The organism is Pseudomonas sp. P7758, assembly GCF_013386485.1.
Lineage (GTDB): Bacteria > Pseudomonadota > Gammaproteobacteria > Pseudomonadales > Pseudomonadaceae > Aquipseudomonas.
Map to the genome: position 1 here is coordinate 1 of NZ_JACARS010000110.1, position 18734 is coordinate 18734.

The 18734-nt window shown below is 56.6% G+C and carries 16 protein-coding genes; 6 read left to right on the forward strand and 10 right to left on the reverse strand.

Translation table 11 applies throughout. From position 1 onward, the window contains the following. Positions 1 to 546 precede the first annotated feature (546 nt). From HX873_RS22765 to HX873_RS22780, 4 genes are all read right to left on the reverse strand, one after another. Positions 547 to 1779, reverse strand: coding sequence for a hypothetical protein (locus HX873_RS22765; RefSeq protein ID WP_177123236.1), 1233 nt, complete (start codon positions 1777 to 1779; stop codon positions 547 to 549). Between the two features lie 160 nt (positions 1780 to 1939). Beyond that, complete coding sequence (locus tag HX873_RS22770; RefSeq protein ID WP_177123237.1) at positions 1940 to 3658, reverse strand: UvrD-helicase domain-containing protein; 1719 nt, start codon at positions 3656 to 3658, stop codon at positions 1940 to 1942. Continuing rightward, positions 3655 to 5547 carry an ATP-dependent endonuclease gene (locus HX873_RS22775; protein WP_177123238.1) on the reverse strand — a complete coding sequence of 631 codons (1893 nt, stop codon included), beginning with the start codon at positions 5545 to 5547 and terminating at the stop codon, positions 3655 to 3657. Before HX873_RS22775 ends, HX873_RS22770 begins: the two co-directional genes overlap by 4 nt. A 723-nt stretch (positions 5548 to 6270) precedes the next feature. After that, a complete protein-coding gene (locus HX873_RS22780; RefSeq protein ID WP_177123239.1) occupies positions 6271 to 7698 on the reverse strand; it encodes a hypothetical protein in 1428 nt (475 codons plus the stop codon). 461 nt (positions 7699 to 8159) lie between these two features. On the opposite strand from HX873_RS22780, the gene HX873_RS22785 reads away from it, so the two are divergent. Beyond that, entirely contained in the window at positions 8160 to 8393 is a 234-nt protein-coding gene (locus HX873_RS22785; protein ID WP_003214497.1) for a hypothetical protein, read from the forward strand. A gap of 22 nt (positions 8394 to 8415) precedes the next feature. Here the strand turns inward: HX873_RS22785 and HX873_RS22790 are convergent, their stop codons facing one another. Then, a complete protein-coding gene (locus HX873_RS22790) occupies positions 8416 to 8748 on the reverse strand; it encodes a DUF6124 family protein (RefSeq protein ID WP_177123240.1) in 333 nt (110 codons plus the stop codon). Between the two features lie 454 nt (positions 8749 to 9202). Between HX873_RS22790 and HX873_RS22795 the strand changes: the two genes are divergently transcribed. The 3 genes from HX873_RS22795 (at position 9203) to HX873_RS22805 (ending at position 11107) form a co-directional block, all read left to right on the forward strand. After that, positions 9203 to 9643, forward strand: coding sequence for a TspO/MBR family protein (locus tag HX873_RS22795; RefSeq protein WP_087694353.1), 441 nt, complete (start codon positions 9203 to 9205; stop codon positions 9641 to 9643). Positions 9644 to 9790: 147 nt separating this feature from the next. Next, positions 9791 to 10690, forward strand: a complete 900-nt coding sequence (locus HX873_RS22800; RefSeq protein ID WP_177123250.1) for an alpha/beta hydrolase fold domain-containing protein — start codon at positions 9791 to 9793, stop codon at positions 10688 to 10690. Positions 10691 to 10723: 33 nt separating this feature from the next. Then, on the forward strand, positions 10724 to 11107 hold the full coding sequence (locus tag HX873_RS22805) for a cytochrome c (protein ID WP_177035782.1): 384 nt from the start codon (positions 10724 to 10726) through the stop codon (positions 11105 to 11107). A 112-nt stretch (positions 11108 to 11219) separates the two neighbouring features. Here the strand turns inward: HX873_RS22805 and HX873_RS22810 are convergent, their stop codons facing one another. Genes HX873_RS22810 through HX873_RS22820 form a run of 3 tightly spaced genes read right to left on the reverse strand, consistent with a single transcriptional unit; the run spans position 11220 to position 14338 of the window. Then, positions 11220 to 12431, reverse strand: coding sequence for a YeeE/YedE family protein (locus tag HX873_RS22810; protein ID WP_177123241.1), 1212 nt, complete (start codon positions 12429 to 12431; stop codon positions 11220 to 11222). A gap of 22 nt (positions 12432 to 12453) precedes the next feature. Further along, a complete protein-coding gene (locus HX873_RS22815; protein ID WP_177123242.1) occupies positions 12454 to 13659 on the reverse strand; it encodes an arabinose transporter in 1206 nt (401 codons plus the stop codon). Between the two features lie 22 nt (positions 13660 to 13681). Continuing rightward, positions 13682 to 14338: an O-methyltransferase gene (locus HX873_RS22820; protein WP_003214482.1), complete on the reverse strand. Its 657-nt coding sequence runs from the start codon at positions 14336 to 14338 to the stop codon at positions 13682 to 13684. A 129-nt stretch (positions 14339 to 14467) separates the two neighbouring features. Here HX873_RS22820 and HX873_RS22825 point away from each other — a divergent pair, with 129 nt between their 5' ends. Next, the gene (locus tag HX873_RS22825) at positions 14468 to 15106 is read left to right on the forward strand and encodes a TetR family transcriptional regulator (protein ID WP_087694346.1); all 639 of its coding nucleotides are present in this window, start codon (positions 14468 to 14470) and stop codon (positions 15104 to 15106) included. A 34-nt stretch (positions 15107 to 15140) separates the two neighbouring features. On the opposite strand, the gene HX873_RS22830 is transcribed toward HX873_RS22825, so the two are convergent. Next, entirely contained in the window at positions 15141 to 16532 is a 1392-nt protein-coding gene (locus HX873_RS22830; RefSeq protein ID WP_177123243.1) for an aldehyde dehydrogenase family protein, read from the reverse strand. Between the two features lie 104 nt (positions 16533 to 16636). Here HX873_RS22830 and HX873_RS22835 point away from each other — a divergent pair, with 104 nt between their 5' ends. Next, positions 16637 to 17512: a LysR family transcriptional regulator gene (locus tag HX873_RS22835; protein WP_003214475.1), complete on the forward strand. Its 876-nt coding sequence runs from the start codon at positions 16637 to 16639 to the stop codon at positions 17510 to 17512. Positions 17513 to 18449: 937 nt separating this feature from the next. Here HX873_RS22835 and HX873_RS22840 read toward each other — a convergent pair. Next, positions 18450 to 18659: a hypothetical protein gene (locus tag HX873_RS22840; protein ID WP_003214473.1), complete on the reverse strand. Its 210-nt coding sequence runs from the start codon at positions 18657 to 18659 to the stop codon at positions 18450 to 18452. Positions 18660 to 18734: the final 75 nt, after the last annotated feature.

Sequence of the window (18734 nt, forward strand, 5' to 3'; positions counted from 1 at the left end):
TCGAGGATGGGGTTTTAGGTTGTCGTACAACTTGGAGGTGGGATTTGTAGCGTGTTTGGTGGGAGGGGGCAAGGGGTTGTTTTAGTTTGATTGGCTAAGAGTCCCTACTGAAGCAGCTTTCACTGAAATTCGTAGGGGGAGCCGGGCCTGGGACGGATAGTTATGATTCAGCTGGTCAATAGGAGGAGGTCGTATGAGTCGTTTGACGGAAGCGTCCCAGCGTGCCTTCGGCAACTAGGTCGGAAAGGGACGGATTTTTGGTTTGGAATAGATCGCTTTTGTCCCAACAAATGGAGATAAATCGAATAATTCGTGATGGTCGAGAACGGCTGTTCGCGAAAGATCGCTTTCGGCCAAAAGCTGTCGGTGGCCACAGGCAGAAATCGGCCAAAAGCAACCACTCTCTGGGATATAAAAAAGGGAAAATCCTTCTGTTGCGTGGTAATACTTTGCTGAAAAAAGGCAATGAATCCGGCGTAGGCGCTTAACGCACGCATTCGCAACTGGTTTGGGGAGCAGTGAAACCAGTCTGACAACATACGCTGGTTATGGGTTTCTGATTGCATCAATACCTTTTTCCATTTGCAACAATAGTGTCTTTTCATTTTCAAAGAACCACTCTAGAGTCATGAACTCGAAGCCAAGCCTCCCTGAAAAGTGCTCGGAAACAATCGCTCTAAACGGCTCATCACTACCAACGAGCGACTTGCTAAATATAAACGCCTCGTTTTCAAAATTGGAAAATTCTAGATCATATCCAATATCGGAAGCCAATTCTTTAAGTGTATTGCAGTTAATTAAAACTACCACATAAACTTCGCCAGCGATGAATCTATACAGATTAACAGGATCTTCAATAGATAAAACAAAGGGATAATAATTATCCCAGCGCTGCTCAGTTTTCGCTTGATTGAGCATATATATTATGGGATTCTCAATGCCTTGAAATACTTCGCTGAAGTCCTTTTCATACTCAGTATTTAATGCAATATAAAATAGGCCTTTTTCGGGATTTAATTTTGCGTAGGGACGATCTTTTGACAGATCAAGTGCTTTGTTGAAAGCTTTTCCATGGTGTCGCTCTTCACCATGTATCTCAATACGTCGCATACCTTCAACTCCGCCAACATCCCCAACATCTTCCTCAAGATATTTTTGCAACTTGTTTATGGAGGCTAGCTGTCGTTCAACTCTCTTGTTTCTGTTTTTGCTGCTTTTTACTTCAATGACTACAGGATCGGAAGCTCCAAGGAGGCATAGGTCGCCATGTCGTATTACATTTGTAAGATCGCAAAGGACAGCCGGAACGTTACTGTTGATCGCATGCGTTAGAAGAGCCAGCTCTTGTTCAATGCCATCTTTCCCATGAATATATCCCGACTTCTGCTTTATTTCAGCCGAATCGGCTTCGTATAGAAAACGTTTCAGGTTCCACTTGCTTATAAACTTAAAGACCAGTCCATCCCCAAAACATCGCCAAAGATAGAGTAGGTATTTGTTGCCAGCTACCGATTCCTTTCTTCTGACAATTAATTCCTTTAACTCTCTTGAGTCCTGTTTTCCTAAAGTCTTATCTCTTAAGCTGCGCTTCAAACCCACAAGTTCATCTTTTTTTCTCCTTAATCTTCCCTCGTCCCTAATAATTTGTTTGATCAGATAGAGCTGAAAATCCAATAGGGGTTGAAAATCCGATGACTCAGAATCTATATTGTCAATTTTGTTTTTGAAGGCAAGGATGCGCCTTCTATAGTATTTCACAAGGCTTAAATCTGAGTCCATTATAATTACCTAGCTATAAGTTGATGAAAGACATAGTATAATATTTTCGTCACATGTTTCTGATTGCATTCATTGTTCATTGTTCATTGTTCATTGTTCATTGTTCATTGTTCATTATTCATTATTCATTATTCATGTTCAGCTATCTGATAGCTCAATATTAATATGTTGCCGCCTCGATGAAGCCAGCTTGGATCAAGTCTGCGCGCATTTCAGCCAAGCAGCTGTGGGGGACGGCAAGCCAAAAGAGGTTTTTCGCTCTTGTCAGTGCCACGTAGCCGATCCGGCCGTCTTCCGTACCCGTGCCAGCCAGCAATGCTGTGATGTTGGCCTTCGTCGCCACGTAGAGCACTGCGTCGATGGATTCGCCTTTTACCTGGTGAATAGTTTCAACTCTTAAGCCATGAGCTCCCTGGTCATCAGCTTTGGCACCGCTGAGCGCAACGTCCTCCAAGCGCTTCTTGGCCATCTTATTTCCGAACGTAGCGACTGTTTTCAGCCCGAATAGTTGATCCATTTGGGTAAGTAAGGCGCGCAGATTTGCGACCAGCTTCGGATGCCACTCTGCTTTGGCTTCGAGCGAAGAAGGCGGAAGCCCCATCTCTGCATTGCGTGTAAACGCCCATAGTAGCCGCCTTAGTTTCATCATCCAGACTTCATGAGGCGAGCCCTGCAGCGCCGAGCTGAGTCCAGGCGGTGCTTCATTGATAAGCTCCACAACCGCCTTGCATACCAGATGGAAAGCCTCCTGATAGCGGTTCTGCTGATCGCGAGCCAATGCAGCCTCTGCAAAAATGCTCACAACTCCCTGTCCTGGGGCGGCTGTTGTACCTGCAAGTTTGGCGGCGCGATCCGTGTTCCTGCTGAGAATGACTGCTTCTGCTGCCGGTATACCCAGCTCCCCAAGTCGAACTTGGAAAGAGCTGATCAGCTTAAGATGCTCGGCGTCCTTGTACCCTACGAAAAATGCTCCACCCTGACCGGGTTGCCTGTCTGGCTCATCGGTTCGCCCGCATAGGCGGTTCGCTATATCGGTGATGGGCGGGAGGGAGCGGTAGTTGCGGGTGAGCTTGTAGTCTTTCACTCCCGGACGGTCGGCGTAGGTTTTCAAAAACATGCCATCAGCGCCAGCGAAGGCGAAGATGCCCTGGTTAACGTCACCGATCAGTGAAATCTGCACGCCCGCCTTCATGAGTATTTCCAAGGTCACTTTGTGCATCGTGCCCAGATCCTGCGATTCGTCGACCAGAATATGCGGATAGCGGGTGGCTAATGCCTTAAGAATGGCAGGTTGATGGAGCAGCGTTCGAATTACCCAATAGCGCCCGAGGTCATGGGTATATGCGCCAGTGCGCCCCAGCTTTTCGATGACCTCCTTGGCCTTCCCGTGATCAAGTTGTTCCACCCCTCCTTTGGTGCCGACGAAGAAGACCGACTTTCGATTCTCTACGCCCACCTGCACATCCTTGATCGGGATTGGGCGTTCGGTTTTGCTTTTCCAGTACTGGAAGCTACTTAAGAACGGCTCCGAACCCGATACAAGATAGGGGGTTCGCGTCGCTCCCATGGTGCGGTAGCCATGGGGGCGCAGAACATGCTGGGTGAAAAATCCGTCTAGCGTGTCAACTTCTACGCGCTTGCGATTTGCATCGTCCGGCAGATCCGAAGCGAGCTCTGCGTAGCCCTTGTTGAAGGTATTCACGGCCACATTGGAAAAAGACAACAGCACAACGCGGCCGCGGTGATCAGCCAGCTTTTGCCGAATGGCGATCAACCGCCGAATAGCGGTGGCTGTTTTACCACTGCCGGCGCAAGCAGTGACAGCCATCGGTTCTAAGGGCGCTTCGATTACAGCTTTCTGCTCATCGGATAGCTTCATGGCTTGTCCGCTCCCTGGCAAACGTGCTGGATCGCTTGCGCGAGGTATTCTGGGACCTTGAATTCGGGCGTCAAAGCAATCTGTTCAGCAAGCGCTTGGCCAAAACCTCCCTTCTGCACATTGCTACTGGTGTCTTTACGTTCGAACATCCCGCAGAACAGTGTCTTGGCTCTGGTAGTGTTGTCCGGCGCGCCACTTACGATTTTCCGCAGCGCCACAGAGATCCTAGGATGAAGTTCAGCTAATGCTTTCAGCATGGCTTCCCGATTTTCCTCCTGTAACGCCAGGTCGTATTCAAGGGTCTTCACTCCGTGGTACACCTTCACAAACTGATCTTCGGATTCCTTCATTTTCAGCGTGTTGCTCGATATCCGAACATTTTCACCGAGCGCAGGGTATGCAGCTTTTAGCTTCTTCTTTTTCTTCGGCTCGCCACGTTCGTAGGCCAGCTTTTCGGCTTTATCCCCGTTTTCTGCATCTGCTTCCTCGAGGTAGGCTGCCTCCGCAAGCAGCTCCTCCTGAATCTCCTCGGCAGGTCGGTCACCCTCAGCGAGTTCAGGTACCACTTCTTCTTCGAAGGGGTCAGCATCGGTGATGACCGAGACCGGGATGCGCAGCCCTTTCTCTCCAAACAGCGGCAGGAACGAGTCGAAATTTAGCCCCTCGACGCTGATGAGACTGACGCCATATTCCCTCAAGTCGAATCCCAAGATCTTCGCGAGCGCGTCGACCAGCATGAGTTCTGCTGCACCCTCTACGAAAATAACGCGGCGGGCGAAGAACAGCTCAGCTCGAGTCACGTCCAGGTAGCGCTCCAGTTTTTCCCGCTTGCCTTTCGCGAATTGGACATCACGTGGAAAGAAGGTCTCCACTCCGGCTTCGTTTTCGATTAAGCATACCAAGGACTCAAGCTTCGAATTGCTGGCGAAGTTCGGCGAGTGGCTGGTGACGAACAATTGCACTGTCTTTTCACCTTCTTTGGTCGGAATGCCGGCCAGGTAGCTCAGAAGAATGCGTTGCAGTTGGGGGTGGAGGTGGGCCTCCGGTTCCTCCACGATCAAACTTCGGTACGCGGCTTCAGGATTCTTAGTCAGCTCGCTGAGCACTACAGCCATGAAAATCAGATTGTTGAAGCCAAGGCCGTTTTGCTCAATTTCCATGGACTGAGCAGTCAGAGAGAGGCGGGCAGAGAGGCGCTGGAAATCGGTTGCGCTAAGCCCGACAGCCAGTACCTGCGCCAGTTGCTCACCCATCATGGAGCCGTGCCGCGTTGAGATCGCTGCATGGGTACTTTTGATCGCATCGTTCTGCTGCAACTGCTCATCTAGTTCTTTCAACGCAGTGTTGATCGCCTCACGCCCTTCATCATCGGTCAGGAGGTGAAGCAGGCGAGCCAATTGGCTATTACGACTTGGACGCAGCCCTTGTGCGGCGTCACGAAGAGGTTGTAGATAGACGCCGCGCAGATTTTCCATCATGTCCGAGGTGAGCGGGATGTCTTGATGATTCCCGCACCATCGTTTCACCCGGAAGCGGCCGGTCTGATCGGCATCGGTGTATCTGACGTGGATGTGCGCTTCCATGGTGTTGTCAGCACTGGGCTGCAGAGCCGCGATGAAGTCGGCTTCGTCGTCGTGACTTAGCTCCTTGAAGATGAAGTGGAAGCTGATGTCGCCTGCTGGTTCGCCTGCTTTAGGTCTATGGCGGTCAGCGACATCGAGACGTGGATACGGCTCCTCATGCCCGGCCAGTAGAGTCCGAAGCGCGTCTACAGCGGCGCTTTTGCCCACGTTGTTGGGACCGACGAGAACATTCAGTCCAGGCTGAAATTTCAGCTTGGCGTCACGCAGCTTACGGAAGTTTTTTATGGTGAGTTCAGCTAGGTACATGAGGGTCTCCATCCTTGATATGTGGATGGAATCCTATTTCGGTTGAGCTACGCAATAGCGACGGAAAATGGGGGCCGCGGGTTAAGCAGCAAGTGCAGCGTGCAGATTGGGAACTGACCCTGCACTTCCCCAGTGATTCTCACCGATGCGGACCAGTCATTTGCATTCGATATGACCAGTCGCTCGCACGGCTGGAGGGACGAAAGCACTAATTCACAACTGGCCGCTAACGACCGATTCTGTTGAAAAAGTCGGCTTCAAATTCCGCGCCAGAAAAGCATACGCCTGAGATTGAAATCTGAATTTTTGGCAGAAGATTGAGGACTCGGATTTCGCGTAGCAGCGTGCAACTGAGGTGTTTTCATCCCTCAATATTCGAATGTTTCGGGAAAGCCGACTTTTTCAACACAATCGACCCTAATCTGCCCTTCGCGAAAGGCAGCATTCGGCCAAAAACGGGCGATGAATTTAGGATCACTTCAGACGCGGTGTTGCGATGTTCGGTTATCAGAGAGGTAGAACAGATTCGGTCGTTAAGCAGTTATGGCAAGACCAACCCATGCCAAATCGGAGCCCACATGTGCTGGTGGAAAGAAAAGTCTCTCGCACCAGTTTTCAATGGGTTGAGAGGCTTTTCCAGATGATTCGAAAGCACAATTGCTGTGTTGAGACGCTTGAAATTGCTTTATTGAGGTGAGTGCGCTGTTTTTTTATGACACAGCATTATGGCCAAGTTAGGTATCCCGCAGTCAGCTGCTTGAACCGGCTATCAAGTGGAGCTTTGCCATTACCAGGCAGATTGGCGATGAGGAAGTCTATGCATTCAAGTAATCGCTGATTGACTACACCTGATTTTAGCTTTTCTAGCGCGATGCATGCTTGTTTTCTGCAAACTTCTTGGCTTAGCTGGAGCTGTATTTCGTAGGAGGTTAAAGCAACCAGTGCTGATGGAGCCCACGTGTCGCCTAGTAAAACAAGAAGCTGGTCGTAATACCCTGCACCTCTTGGTGAAACCCCGTTGTAATAGGCTCGTCCATTTCCGATACGGCACATGAGAAATACTTTTATGAGTTTAGGGCCAAAATTTTGCAGGATATCTTGCTGGTTGTGGATATACGACATGATTTCGGCAGCTACGGGTGCTTCATGATGATAGTTATCCCAAGCATGATGTTTTTCTAGCAATGTATCGACCAGACCATCAACTATTATTGCCCGCTCTGCGTTGGAGCGGAAGGCATTACCGTTAACGACTTGGAAAAACTGAGCACCGAGATCATATTTATCCTTGTGAAGATTTGTATTATATCCTTCTAATGTTAGGCCTAAGCGGTATTTGAAATCGTCATTGCTCGCTTGCCAAACAGATACAGATAAAAGTGAAATGTTTTTTCGGACCTGTGGATCCGTATCCTGAGCTACGTATATCCCAAACATTGTTCTCAGTACGTTCCCACAGTGGTGAGAAGCGAGTTCGTTGATTTTTCCAGTTATTCCTGCAAGATTGGCGGCGTCTAATGGTTGCGTATAGCTGCGTAAATTTTGAATAAATGCCTGAACCTGTAGTGCCGACTCTGTAGGTCGGTCTTTCAGGACGTCTTTGATGCAGTTTGTTAGCCAGCCTAATAGTTCGTAGGCATTGATGGTGTAATTAGTGGGGTGCGAGATACCTATGTCATTTCGCATATCGAGCATATGCTTTAATTTTTTTGATGTGGTCTCGCTGATTAGTTCAAGCTTACGACAGGTATCAAGTAGGGTTGAATCTTTTACAGAGCGAAGATCCTCCTCTGTTTGATAAAACTCTCTGTTTTTCCCGCCAATAGCTGCGTCGTAGAATATATCAAGACCGTAAGCTACGACTTTTTTGTGAAGGTCTAGGACTACTTCGTTCCAGATCGCATTGAGGGAGTAATCGAAAAGACCGAATCCTGCGCCCACCACAAATTTTGAGAGATATCTAGCTCCTTGCTTCGCTTCGGGAGGAAGTGACTCAATAAGTGCCAGCAAGCTATGCCCAATAATGGCTCTGTCTTCAGCGGACGCAATAATATTGTCATGTGGGAGCCCAATGCTTTGCAGGACCTCAACGATCATCTGTGCTTGTGGGTCAACTAGCTGCATTTGTGGTTTTGGAATTAGGTTGTTCATCGATGATTCCCTCCGGTTAGCGGGTGATGCTGGCTTGGTGTCGTGTAGTGATGCAAGAGCCTGCTGTTTGTAATGTTTTCTAGCTCTTGGCTACATATTCAGATGTCTTCCGCGGCGAAAACGGCCCGATCGCCAGGACTATCGGTGACGATAGACGAAGCGGATTGTTTCGCACCGGGGTGAAGCGTGCCAGATGGGGGACGACTGCTTGGTAACTTGCATAGGACCTGTCCTTGTCAAAACGTGGATGCATTCTGCCAGTACCAGCTTGCGTAGGCTATCTAGAGCGAACACGCCATCAAAGTCCGCTTTTGGCCGAAACCGGCCCTTTAACTCCCATACCGGTCTACCATGCCACCCCCGGCAGTGGTTCCACGCGCTACCGACCTCAATCTCAAGGTATCGCCCATGACCTCGTTCACCCGCACCACCCCATTCCGCACCCCATCCGAGGCACTCCAATGAGCATCGACCAAATCAGCCTCCCAAAAGGCGTAGGCCCGCAAGCCATCAAGCTCCTCGACGCCATCACCGGTGCTGACACAAAAGAAGACCTCAACCGCGCAGGCGGCAAGGCCGAAGGTTTTGTATTGGGTCTGGAAAGCGCCAAGGCCATCAAAAGCCAAATCGCCGAGTCGTTGTATGTGGCATACGACGACGCGGCGAGTAATCGGTTGGGTGAGTTGAAGGGCTAGTCCCGCTGGACCGCGTTGGGCTCTATGCTCGAGGTGTTTCGCGGTCCATCAGTTTGCCGATCAGCAGTACGCTCAATTCGCTCAGTTGGTGAATGGCCAATGCCACGTCGCGGTCTTTGCCGGTCAGTTCGTCGGACAGGTCGAGCAGCAGGACGCTGACGGAGGAAACGGTTTCGTAGCTGTTGGCGATCAGGATTTCGCTGCTGACGCCGGAGGTGACGCTGAAGAGGGCGGTTGTCTCTGGGACTGTCTCGGCATCGGTGCCGGGATTGAGGTAGTGATCAATGGCGCGCTGGGCAGCCTGGTGGAGTTTTTGATCAGGCGTGTTAGGAGGATTCGGCGTTACTTTGAACATGGTGCAATTCCTGAATGGGGCCGACACCCTTTCGCTACTACACAATAGGGTGGCAGCTGTACGCAGGTTAGTAGACCGGGGAATTACACAAAACCGGCGCACCCGAAGGCGCCCTACGCACAGCCACCATCAAGCACAGACAGGAACGTCTGATAGATGCAGCTCATGCACTATGTGTAATTGACCCTAGGGCTACTAAACCCGATCACTGAGTTTTCAGCGACCGAGCAACCTTAGAGATGACCACCCAGGTGCACAAGCCGGCGGATTCTGACGTAAGCGTAGGCAATGGAGCAAGGTGGTGTTGTCTTTCAAAATGACGGATTTACCCCGTTGCCCCGCGTTATCGTTGACGTTTTTCGCGAGCAAGCTTGCTCCTACAGGGCCGTGTGAACTTTTACCGGTGTGTAGGGCGTCCAAGCTGTAACGAACCCTGAGCCAAGGACACGCGATGATCACCTTCCTTATTTTTCTTCTGGCCTGCGGTGCCGCTGCGAGCACCGGCATCATCTTCAAACCGGGCGACTGGTACGCCACCCTGGTCAAACCCAGCTTCACCCCTCCCAACTGGCTGTTCCCGGTCGCCTGGACAATCATCTACCTGCTGCTGGCTTGGGCTGGCTACCGGCTGACCCTGATTCCCGGCAGTGAAATAGTGCTGGCTCTATGGGCTGCACAGATCGCACTCAACACCCTGTGGACGCCGGTGTTCTTCGGCGCCCACCGGATTTTCGCCGGGATGGTGATCATCACGCTGCTGTGGCTGGTAGTGGCCGCCATGGTGCTGCTGACGGTGCGTCTGGATTTGATCACCGGGCTGATCCTGTTCCCGTACCTGGTGTGGCTCAGCGTTGCGGCTGCGTTGAATTTCTCCATCCTGCGCAATAACCGCTGAGCCTGGCAGCGTGGGCAGAGGGCGGAAACATCATTGCCATGATGCCCACGCACACTGGCCAAGGTGAACATCTCTTTTAGAGATAGAGGGAATATCGAATTGGGAACTCACACGCTGTGGCCTGCTGAAGAACATGAACTGGCGCAAATGCAGCGCTTTAACCAGAAGCTCGCCTGGATGCCGCGTTTTCGCATCCGCAACCGCGTGACGCCCCGGGTGATCCAGGCGCTGTTGCGCTCCAGCCAGATGGTGGCCGGCAACAAGTTGCTCAAGCATGGCCTGCACGCTGAAAGCCGGCGGGTGGGCTCGGTGCCGGTGCGCATCATCCGGCCGAAGGGCAAGGCCAGGGGCGTGGTGCTGGATATCCATGGCGGCGGCTGGGTGATCGGCAATGCGCAGATGAATGACGACCTCAACGTGGCCATGGTGAATGCGTGCGAGGTGGCGGTGGTGTCGGTGGATTACCGGCTGGCGGTGAATACGCCGGTCGAAGGGATTCTGGAAGACTGCCTGGCCACGGCGCGCTGGTTGCTCGGGGACTGTGAGGAGTTCGCCGGCCTGCCGGTGATCGTTGTCGGCGAGTCTGCCGGTGGGCATCTGGCGGCGGCTACGTTGCTGGCACTGAAGCAATGGCCCGAGTTGCTGGCGCGAGTGAGCGGGACGGTGCTGTATTACGGCGTCTACGATTTGACCGGTACGCCGAGCGTGCGCACGGCGGGGCGGGAAACACTGTTGCTGGACGGGCCGGGCATGGTGGAGGCGCTGCGCTTGCTGACGCCGGGCTTGAGTGATGAGCAGCGTCGGCAGCCGTCGTTGTCACCGTTGTATGGCGACCTTGCCGGGCTGCCGCCGGCGCTGATGTTTGTGGGGGATCTGGACCCGTTGCTGGACGACACGCTACAGATGGCCGAGCGATGGGCGGGGTCCGAGGTGTTTTTGTTACCGCAGGCAGCTCATGGGTTTATTCATTTTCCGACGGCGATGTCGGGCCGCGTGCTGGCTTACAGCCGCGAGTGGATAAAGGGTCGTTTACGCTCGGTTGGTTGATATTGGATTTTTACAACAAGGCCACATGGAAAGATGAAAATAAGAAAGTCGTTCATCGCGTCGCTGGGGATTTTATCGCTGGTTCAAACATCACTGTCCTTTGCGGACAACGCTAACGGGAAAAACATTTATCTGCAGCGCTGCGCCATGTGCCACGGCGCGGATATCAAAGGCACGGGACCCTTGGCGAATAAAAGCAATCCGCCTACGCCTGACCTGACAACGGCTACTTTCAAAAAACGCTTGAGTGATTATCCGGGCGTTATCGTGTCGTCCGTCATTCTTCGTCCAAATGGCGACCTGATTCCCAGAACGTTGCGGGAGAACGGTGTGAAGTTGTCACCGTTCACCTGGAAAGTTCAGGACTTCCGCGATTTGAACGAGTACATGAGCGGAGCGATTTCAAAAAGCCGGTGATGCTGCTCGTTCCCACGCTCTGCGTGGGAATGCATCCCGTGACGCTCCGCGTCACCAACAGCGGGACGCAGAGCGTCCCAGGCGGCATTCCCACGCGGAGCGTGGGAACGAGTCAGCAACCGCTCAATGCCACTTGCGGACGCTCACCTGCAAAGAAGAACGGCCGCAACCTCACACCCACGCTATTGCCGATAAACGCCGCCACCAACCACACCCAGCCATGCAGGCTCCCTGAGGCAATCCCGCTGAAGTACGCGCCGATATTGCAGCCGTACGCCAGTCGCGAGCCATAACCCAGCAGCAACCCACCGATCACCGCGGCGAACAGCGAGCGTGCCGGAATCTTCAGGCTTGGAGCGAAACGCCCGGCCAATCCCGCAGCCAACAGCGCACCAAGGATGATGCCGACGTCCATCACGCTGGTGACGTCTTCCCACACCGGCGCCGCCAGGGCCTTGGCATTGCCCGGCATTTGCCAGAACGCCCAGCTGCCTACGTCCACGCCCAACCCGCCGGCAACCTTGGCGCCCCACAGGGCGAACGCCGAAGTGATACCCCATGGCCGCCCGGCCAGTGCCAGGGTGGCGTAGTTGAGCAGGGCCAGGCCAATTGCGCCCCACACCAATGGCCATGGCCCGCGCAGGAAGCGGCGCAGGCCCTGGTGCTGGCTGGTGACGCCGGCTTCGAGTTGCCCGTGACGGCCTTTTTCCAGGCGCACGGTGACTGCTGCGATGATGCCAAATACGGCCAGGCTCAGCAGCAAGGCCGGCACCACGCCGAAGCTTTTGACGATGGAAACCGCCGGGAACGAAGGCAGCGAGAACCACCAGTCGACGTGGTGAGTCGCGATCAACGAACCACAGATAAAGAAGAACAGCGTCACCAGCATGCGCGCGTTACCACCGCCCACGGTGAACAGGGTGCCGGACGCACAACCGCCGCCCAGCTGCATGCCGATGCCGAAGATGAATGCCCCGAACACCACCGAAACCCCGGCCGGTGCCACCAGCCCGACCACGGGCTGGCCGAACAGGGTGCCGGCCCCCAGCGCGGGGAAGAACAGCACCACGGCAATCGCCAGCATCACCATCTGCGCACGCAAGCCCGCGCCACGCCGGTCGGTGATGAACACTCGCCAGGCCGAGGTGAAGCCGAAGGCAGCGTGGTACAGCGTCAGGCCCAGTGCGGCGCCGACCACCAGCAACAGCACCTGGCGCGAGCCGACGCTGTTTTGCAGGAAGACGGCGCCGAACAGCAGGATGGCAAACGCCAGCAATGGTGCGACCGGCTTGCGCGCTGGGGTTGTGGACAGGGAAAGGCTCATCGGGAATCTCGGGTGATGTGGGTTAAGGGCGAGGTGGCGAAGTATAAACCTCGCGCTCCGCCACTGGCGCCTTGAAAAGCAACGCCAGCGCCACGATCACCGACAGCGCCACGGCCACTGCGCCCGCCAGGTACACCGATGCCACTCCGGCCACGCCGGCCAAGGCGCCGATCAGCGGGGTGCTGACCCCCAGCGAAATATCCAGGAACGCCACATACGCACCCATCGCCAGGCTGCGGGATTGGGGCGGCGCGCGCTTTATCGCCTCCACCCCAAAGCCGGGAAACGCCAGGGAGTAGCCGAAACCGGTCAGCGCCGCGCCCAGGTAGGCGGTCAAGGCGCTGTCTGCGCCCCAGATCAACAGCTGCCCGGCGGCTTCGATTATCACGCACACCAGCGCGACCTTGGCACCGCCGATCTTGTCGGGCAGGTGCCCGAAGAAAATCCGCGCGCCGATAAACGCCAGGCCAAAGGCGGTAAACGCCAATGACGCATTGCCCCAGGCCTTGGTGGCAAACAGCAGCGCGATAAACGCGGTAATCACGCCAAACCCGACGCTTGCAAAGGCCAGGCCCAACCCCGGTACCCACACCGAGCGCAGCACCTTGAAAAACGAGGTGCGCCGCTGACTGGTCGGCGCAACGCCTTGCGCTCCGGCGACGATGGCCAGTGCCAGCAGCGGAATCACCATGGTCCCGACGGCGATCCCGCTGAAACCCCACTGGCTATTCACCGCCACCCCGAGGGGCGCGCCCAGGGCAAACGCGGCGTAGATTGCGATGCCGATCCAGGCCATGACCTTGCCGGTATTTTGCGGCCCCACCAACCCGACACCCCAGCCCATCGAGCCGGTCACGATCAGGCTTTCCCCCAGCGCCAGCACCACGCGACCGGCGAGCAACACCCACACCGAGATGACCGGTGATGCCACAAACGCCAGGGACGCGAGGTAGATCAAGCCGGAGCTGGCCGCCACCAGCATGCCCACAAGCATGGCGCGCTTGGGGCCGCGCATATCGGCAAAATTGCCGGCCCAGGACCGCGACAACAATGCCCCGGCAAACTGCGCACCGATCACCACGCCCACCACCAGCGGGTCCATGCCCAAGGTGTTGTGCAGGTGCAGCGGCAGCACCGGCAGTTGCATGCCGATGATCAGGAACCCGACAAACACCGCCAGGGTGATAGGCAGTAATTTCAGTACCACTGGGCTTACCAATCCAGACATGAGTTGAATCCTCTGACGGGCATCAGCCCAGGCGAACGGAAAGCTCGACGTCGTCACCGATCGGCACCGACAGGTAGCCGTTTGCTGGCGAACGCACCCGGGCCAGGTAGTCGGGGCAGTAGTCGGTGTTGTCGGCGATGATCAGCGCGCCGGGCTTGAGGCGGCTTTCCACCAGGTTCAACACGTCGCCATACAGCGCCTTGGCGCCGTCGAGCAGCAGCAGGTCGACGCTGTCGGGCAGGCCGGTGGCCAGGGTAACCAGAGCATCGCCTTGGCGGATCTCCACGAGGTCGCTCACGCCGCCTTGCTCCAGGTGTTGCCGGGCGAGAGCGATCTTCGAGGGCTCGAACTCGCTGCTGATCAGCGTGCCGCCGCCGTTGTCCCGCAGGGCGGCCGCCAGGTGCAGGGTGGACAGGCCGAACGAAGTACCGAACTCGACGATGGCCTGCGCTTTGCTGCTGCGTGCGAGCATGTACAGCAGGGTGCCGGTGTCGCGGGAGACGGGCAACCACAGGTCTTTCAGCATTCCGTAGAGTGCCAGGTAGTCGGTCTTGCTGCGCATCAGGCGGTCGCGTTCTTCGTGGGTCACTGTGTTGATGATGGGGCTGGTGGCGGCATCGGCCTGTGTGTACAGCCGTTCAATCAGGGCCGCCATCGGGGCCGAGGTAAGCGTATTCATGGGGATGTCCTGCTGCAGGTTGAGCGCCGTGAGGCGCCGGGCTAGTATGCGAATGATTCGTCGCATTTAAAGTATGCGAACAATTCGTCACATTCGCTATTCGCATTCCAACGGCAGCAGGAACGCCCCATGACCGATCGCCAGACCTCGCAGATTTCCTCACGCAAAGAGCCCAAACAGGCGCGATCCACCGGGTTGGTGACGGCCATTCTCGAAGCGGCTATTCAGGTTTTGGCCAAGGAAGGCGCCAGCCGTTTCACCACCGCCCGTGTCGCGGAAAAGGCCGGTGTCAGCGTGGGGTCGGTGTACCAGTACTTTCCCAACAAGGCGGCCATCCTGTTTCGGCTGCAGACGGATGAGTGGCAGCAAACCTCGCAGATGCTCAGCCGCATTCTGCAGGACGTAAGCCAGCCGGCCCTTGAGCGGTTGCGGGCGTTGGTGCATGCGTTTATTCGTTCGGAGTGTGAGGAGGCGCAGATGCGTGTCGCCCTGAGCGACGCCGCGCCGCTGTACCGTGATGCGCCCGAAGCCCATGAGGTTCGCGCAGAAGGGCAACAGATTTTCCAGGCGTTCATGCTGGAACTGCTGCCGCAGGTGCCTGAAGCCACCCGCGCCCTGGCCTGCGATTTGATCGCCACCACCTTCAGTTCGGTGGCAAAGGAATTCTCGGGAAGCCCGCGCACCGAGGCGCAAATCACCGCCTATGCGGACGCCATGGCGGATATGTTCGGTGCGTACGTGACGGTGCTGAACCAGACAGCACGATGACCCGCAGGGCGGGCCATCGTTTGCAGCGCTTGCCTTAGCGGCGGTTCAGCCACACGGTCTGCGCGTTGCAGAATTCCCGCACACCAAAGTGCGACAACTCCCGCCCGAAGCCGCTCTTTTTCACACCACCAAACGAGACCCGGGGATCGGACACGCTGTAGGCGTTGATAAAGATCCCGCCGGTTTCCAGTTGGTTGGCGATGCTGCGTGCCTTTTCTGGGTCGGTGGTGAACACACTGGCGGTCAGGCCGAACTCACTGTCGTTGGCGAGGGCCACGGCGTGGTCCGCATCGCGGGCGGTGATGATGGAGGCGACCGGGCCAAACAGTTCCTGTTTGAACGAGGTCATCTGGTCGGTGACGTTGGCCAGCACGGTGGGGGCGTAGTAGTTGCCCGCGCCTTCGACTTTGCTGCCGCCCATCAGCAGGGTGGCGCCTTCGGCCAGGGTGGCCTGGACCTGGCCGTCGAGTTCGTCCCGCAGGTCGAAGCGGGCCATCGGCCCGATGTAGGTCTCGGTGGCGGTCGGGTCGCCCATCACCAGGTTGCGGCTGGCTTCGAGGAATTTGGCGGTGAAGGCTTCCACCACGCCTTCTTCGATGATCAGGCGCTTGGCGGCGGCGCACACCTGGCCGGAGTTCTGGAAACGGCCGATCAGGGCGGCTTGCACGGCTTCGTCGAGGTTGGCGTCGTTGAGCACAATGAACGGGTCGGAGCCGCCCAGCTCCAGTACGCATTTTTTCAGCGCGGCCCCGGCCTGGGAACCGATGGCCATGCCGGCGCGCACGCTGCCGGTGAGGGTCACGGCGGCGATGCGCGGGTCGGCGATGGCTTTGGACACGCCGTCCTGGGTGACGTTGATCACTTCGAACAGGCCATCGGCAAAGCCGGCGCGCTGGAAGGCTTGTTTCATCAGGTACGCGCTGCCCATCACGTTAGGCGCGTGCTTGAGCACGTAGGTGTTGCCGCTGAGCATGGTTGGCACCGCGCCGCGCAGCACTTGCCACACCGGGAAGTTCCACGGCATTACAGCGAGGATCGGGCCCAGCGGGCGGTATTCGATCTGGGCGGAGCCGTTGTCCACCAGGGTGGCTTCCGGGGCCAGCATGGCCGGGCCGTGGGCCGCATACCACTCGGCGAGTTGCGCGCATTTTTCGATTTCGCCACGGGCCTGGGCGATGGGTTTGCCCATTTCCAGGGTGATCATCTGGGCCATTTCTTCGGCCTGGTCGCGCAGGGTGCTGGCCAGGGCCAGCAGCAATTCGGCGCGCTGGGCGACGGGGGTATTGCGCCCGTTGCGGAAGGCGTTGATCGAGCGGGTGAGGGCGGCATCCAGCTGCGCCTCGGTTTCGTACGGGTAGCTGGCGACCGTTTCACCGTTGGCGGGGTTGATCGACAACGCGTGGGTCTGGGAGGAAATGGAGTTCATGGCACCGTCCTGCGCAGTGAATGGGATGGAGGCCAGCGTACGGGGCTGTATCTTTTTCGGAAACTGAATAATATTAAGCAATACGTTCACGTTTGGAGAATGACTTGGATCTGGTCCAGCTGGAAATTTTCAAAGCCGTTGCCGAGCAAGGCAGCATCAGCGCTGCCGCGCAATTGATCCATCGCGTGCCGTCGAACCTGACCACGCGGATCAAGCAATTGGAGCAAGATCTGGGCGTGGACTTGTTTATTCGCGAGAAGAGCCGGCTGCGGTTATCGCCGGCCGGGTGGAATTTCCTCGGGTATGCCCGGCGCATTCTGGATCTGGTGCAAGAGGCACGGGCGACGGTGGCGGGGGAGGAACCCCAGGGCGCTTTTGCGTTGGGCTCGCTGGAGAGTACGGCGGCGGTGCGCATCCCGGCATTGCTCGCGGCGTATAACCAGAAGCACGCCAAGGTCGAGCTGGACCTGACCACCGGGCCGTCCGGCACGATGATCGAGGGTGTGTTGTCGGGGCGGCTGGCAGCGGCGTTTGTCGATGGGCCGGTGCTGCACGCGACGCTGGAGGGCGTGGCGGTGTTCGAGGAGGAGATGGTGGTGATTGCGCCGTTGCATCACGCGCCGATCACCCGGGGGCGGGATGTGAGCGGGGAGAGCATCTACACGTTTCGTTCGAACTGTTCGTACCGGCATCACTTCGAGCGCTGGTTTTCACAGGATGGCGCGGTGCCGGGGAAGATCTTCGAGATGGAGTCCTACCACGGGATGCTCGCCTGTGTGAGTGCCGGTGCCGGGTTGGCGCTGATGCCGCGGAGCATGCTGGAGAGCATGCCGGGGTTTACGGCGGTGAGTGTGTGGCCGCTGACCGATACGTTCCGGATTCTGAATACCTGGCTGATCTGGCGCCGGGGTACGGTGTCGCAGAGCCTGAACAGTTTTGTGCAGTTGCTGGAAGAGCGTGGCCTGGCCCTGGCATCGTAGCCGTAGCAGCTGTCGAGCTTCAGCGAGGCTGCGATGGCGTCGGCACAGTCGATATTGAGGGTGCCTGACCCACCGCTATCGCGGCCTCGCTGAAGCTCGACGGCTCCCACATTTGATCTTTGTCAGCCGCCAAATTGCAGGGGGACTGCTTGGATCGAGTTGAACCAGCCACACGAGCGCGGACTGACGGCGGGAGTAGACCCCCTGTGGGAGCTGTCGAGCTTCAGCGAGGCTGCGATGGCGTCGGCACAGTCGACATTTATGGTGCCTGACCCACCGCTATCGCGGCCTCGCTAAAGCTCGACGGCTCCCACATTTGGTCTTTGTCAGCCGCCAAATTGCAGGGGGACTGCTTGGATCGAGTTGAACCAGCCACACGAGCGCGGACTGAAGGCGGGGAGTAGACCCCCTGTGGGAGCTGTCGAGCTTCAGCGAGGCTGCGATGGCGTCGGCACAGTCGACATTTATGGTGCCTGACCCACCGCTATCGCGGCCTCGCTAAAGCTCGACGGCTCCCACATTTGATCTTTGTCAGCCGCCAAATTGCAGGGGGACTGCTTGGATCGAGTTGAACCAGCCACACGAGCGCGGACTGAAGGCGGGAGTAGATCCCCTGTGGGAGCTGTCGAGCTTCAGCGAGGCTGCGAAGGCGTCGGCACAGTCGACATTGAGGGTGCCTGATCCACCGCTATCGCGGCCTCGCTAAAGCTCGACGGCTCCCACATTTGATCTTTGTCAGCCGCCAAATTGCAGGTGTCTGCTTGCACGAGTTGAACCAGCCACACGAGCGCGGACTGAAGGCGGGAGTAGATCCCTTGTGGGAGCTGTCGAGCTTCAGCGAGGCTGCGATGACGTCGGCACAGTCGACATTGATGGTGCCTGATCCACCACTATCGCGGCCTCGCTAAAGCTCGACGGCCCCCACATTTGATCTTTGTCAGCCGCCGAACTGGAAGGTGCCCATGGCCAGCTTGGCCATCAGGGCGCCGGCGCCCAGTTGCACCAGCCATAAGGCCAAACCACCGAGGAATACGCCGAGCGCGACTTGCAGCACCAGGCTTTTCTGGCGCTTGACGGGGGGTGGGCGCGGGGTGAAGTGGTCCAGTTCGTCGCGGTCGGCACGCAGGTCCAGGTCGTCGTTTCTCATAGGATACTCAAGGGGAAGGGACTGTCTTGCTGTCAGTCTAGGGGCAGCGGACTGAAAGCAGCGAATTTTTAGGGG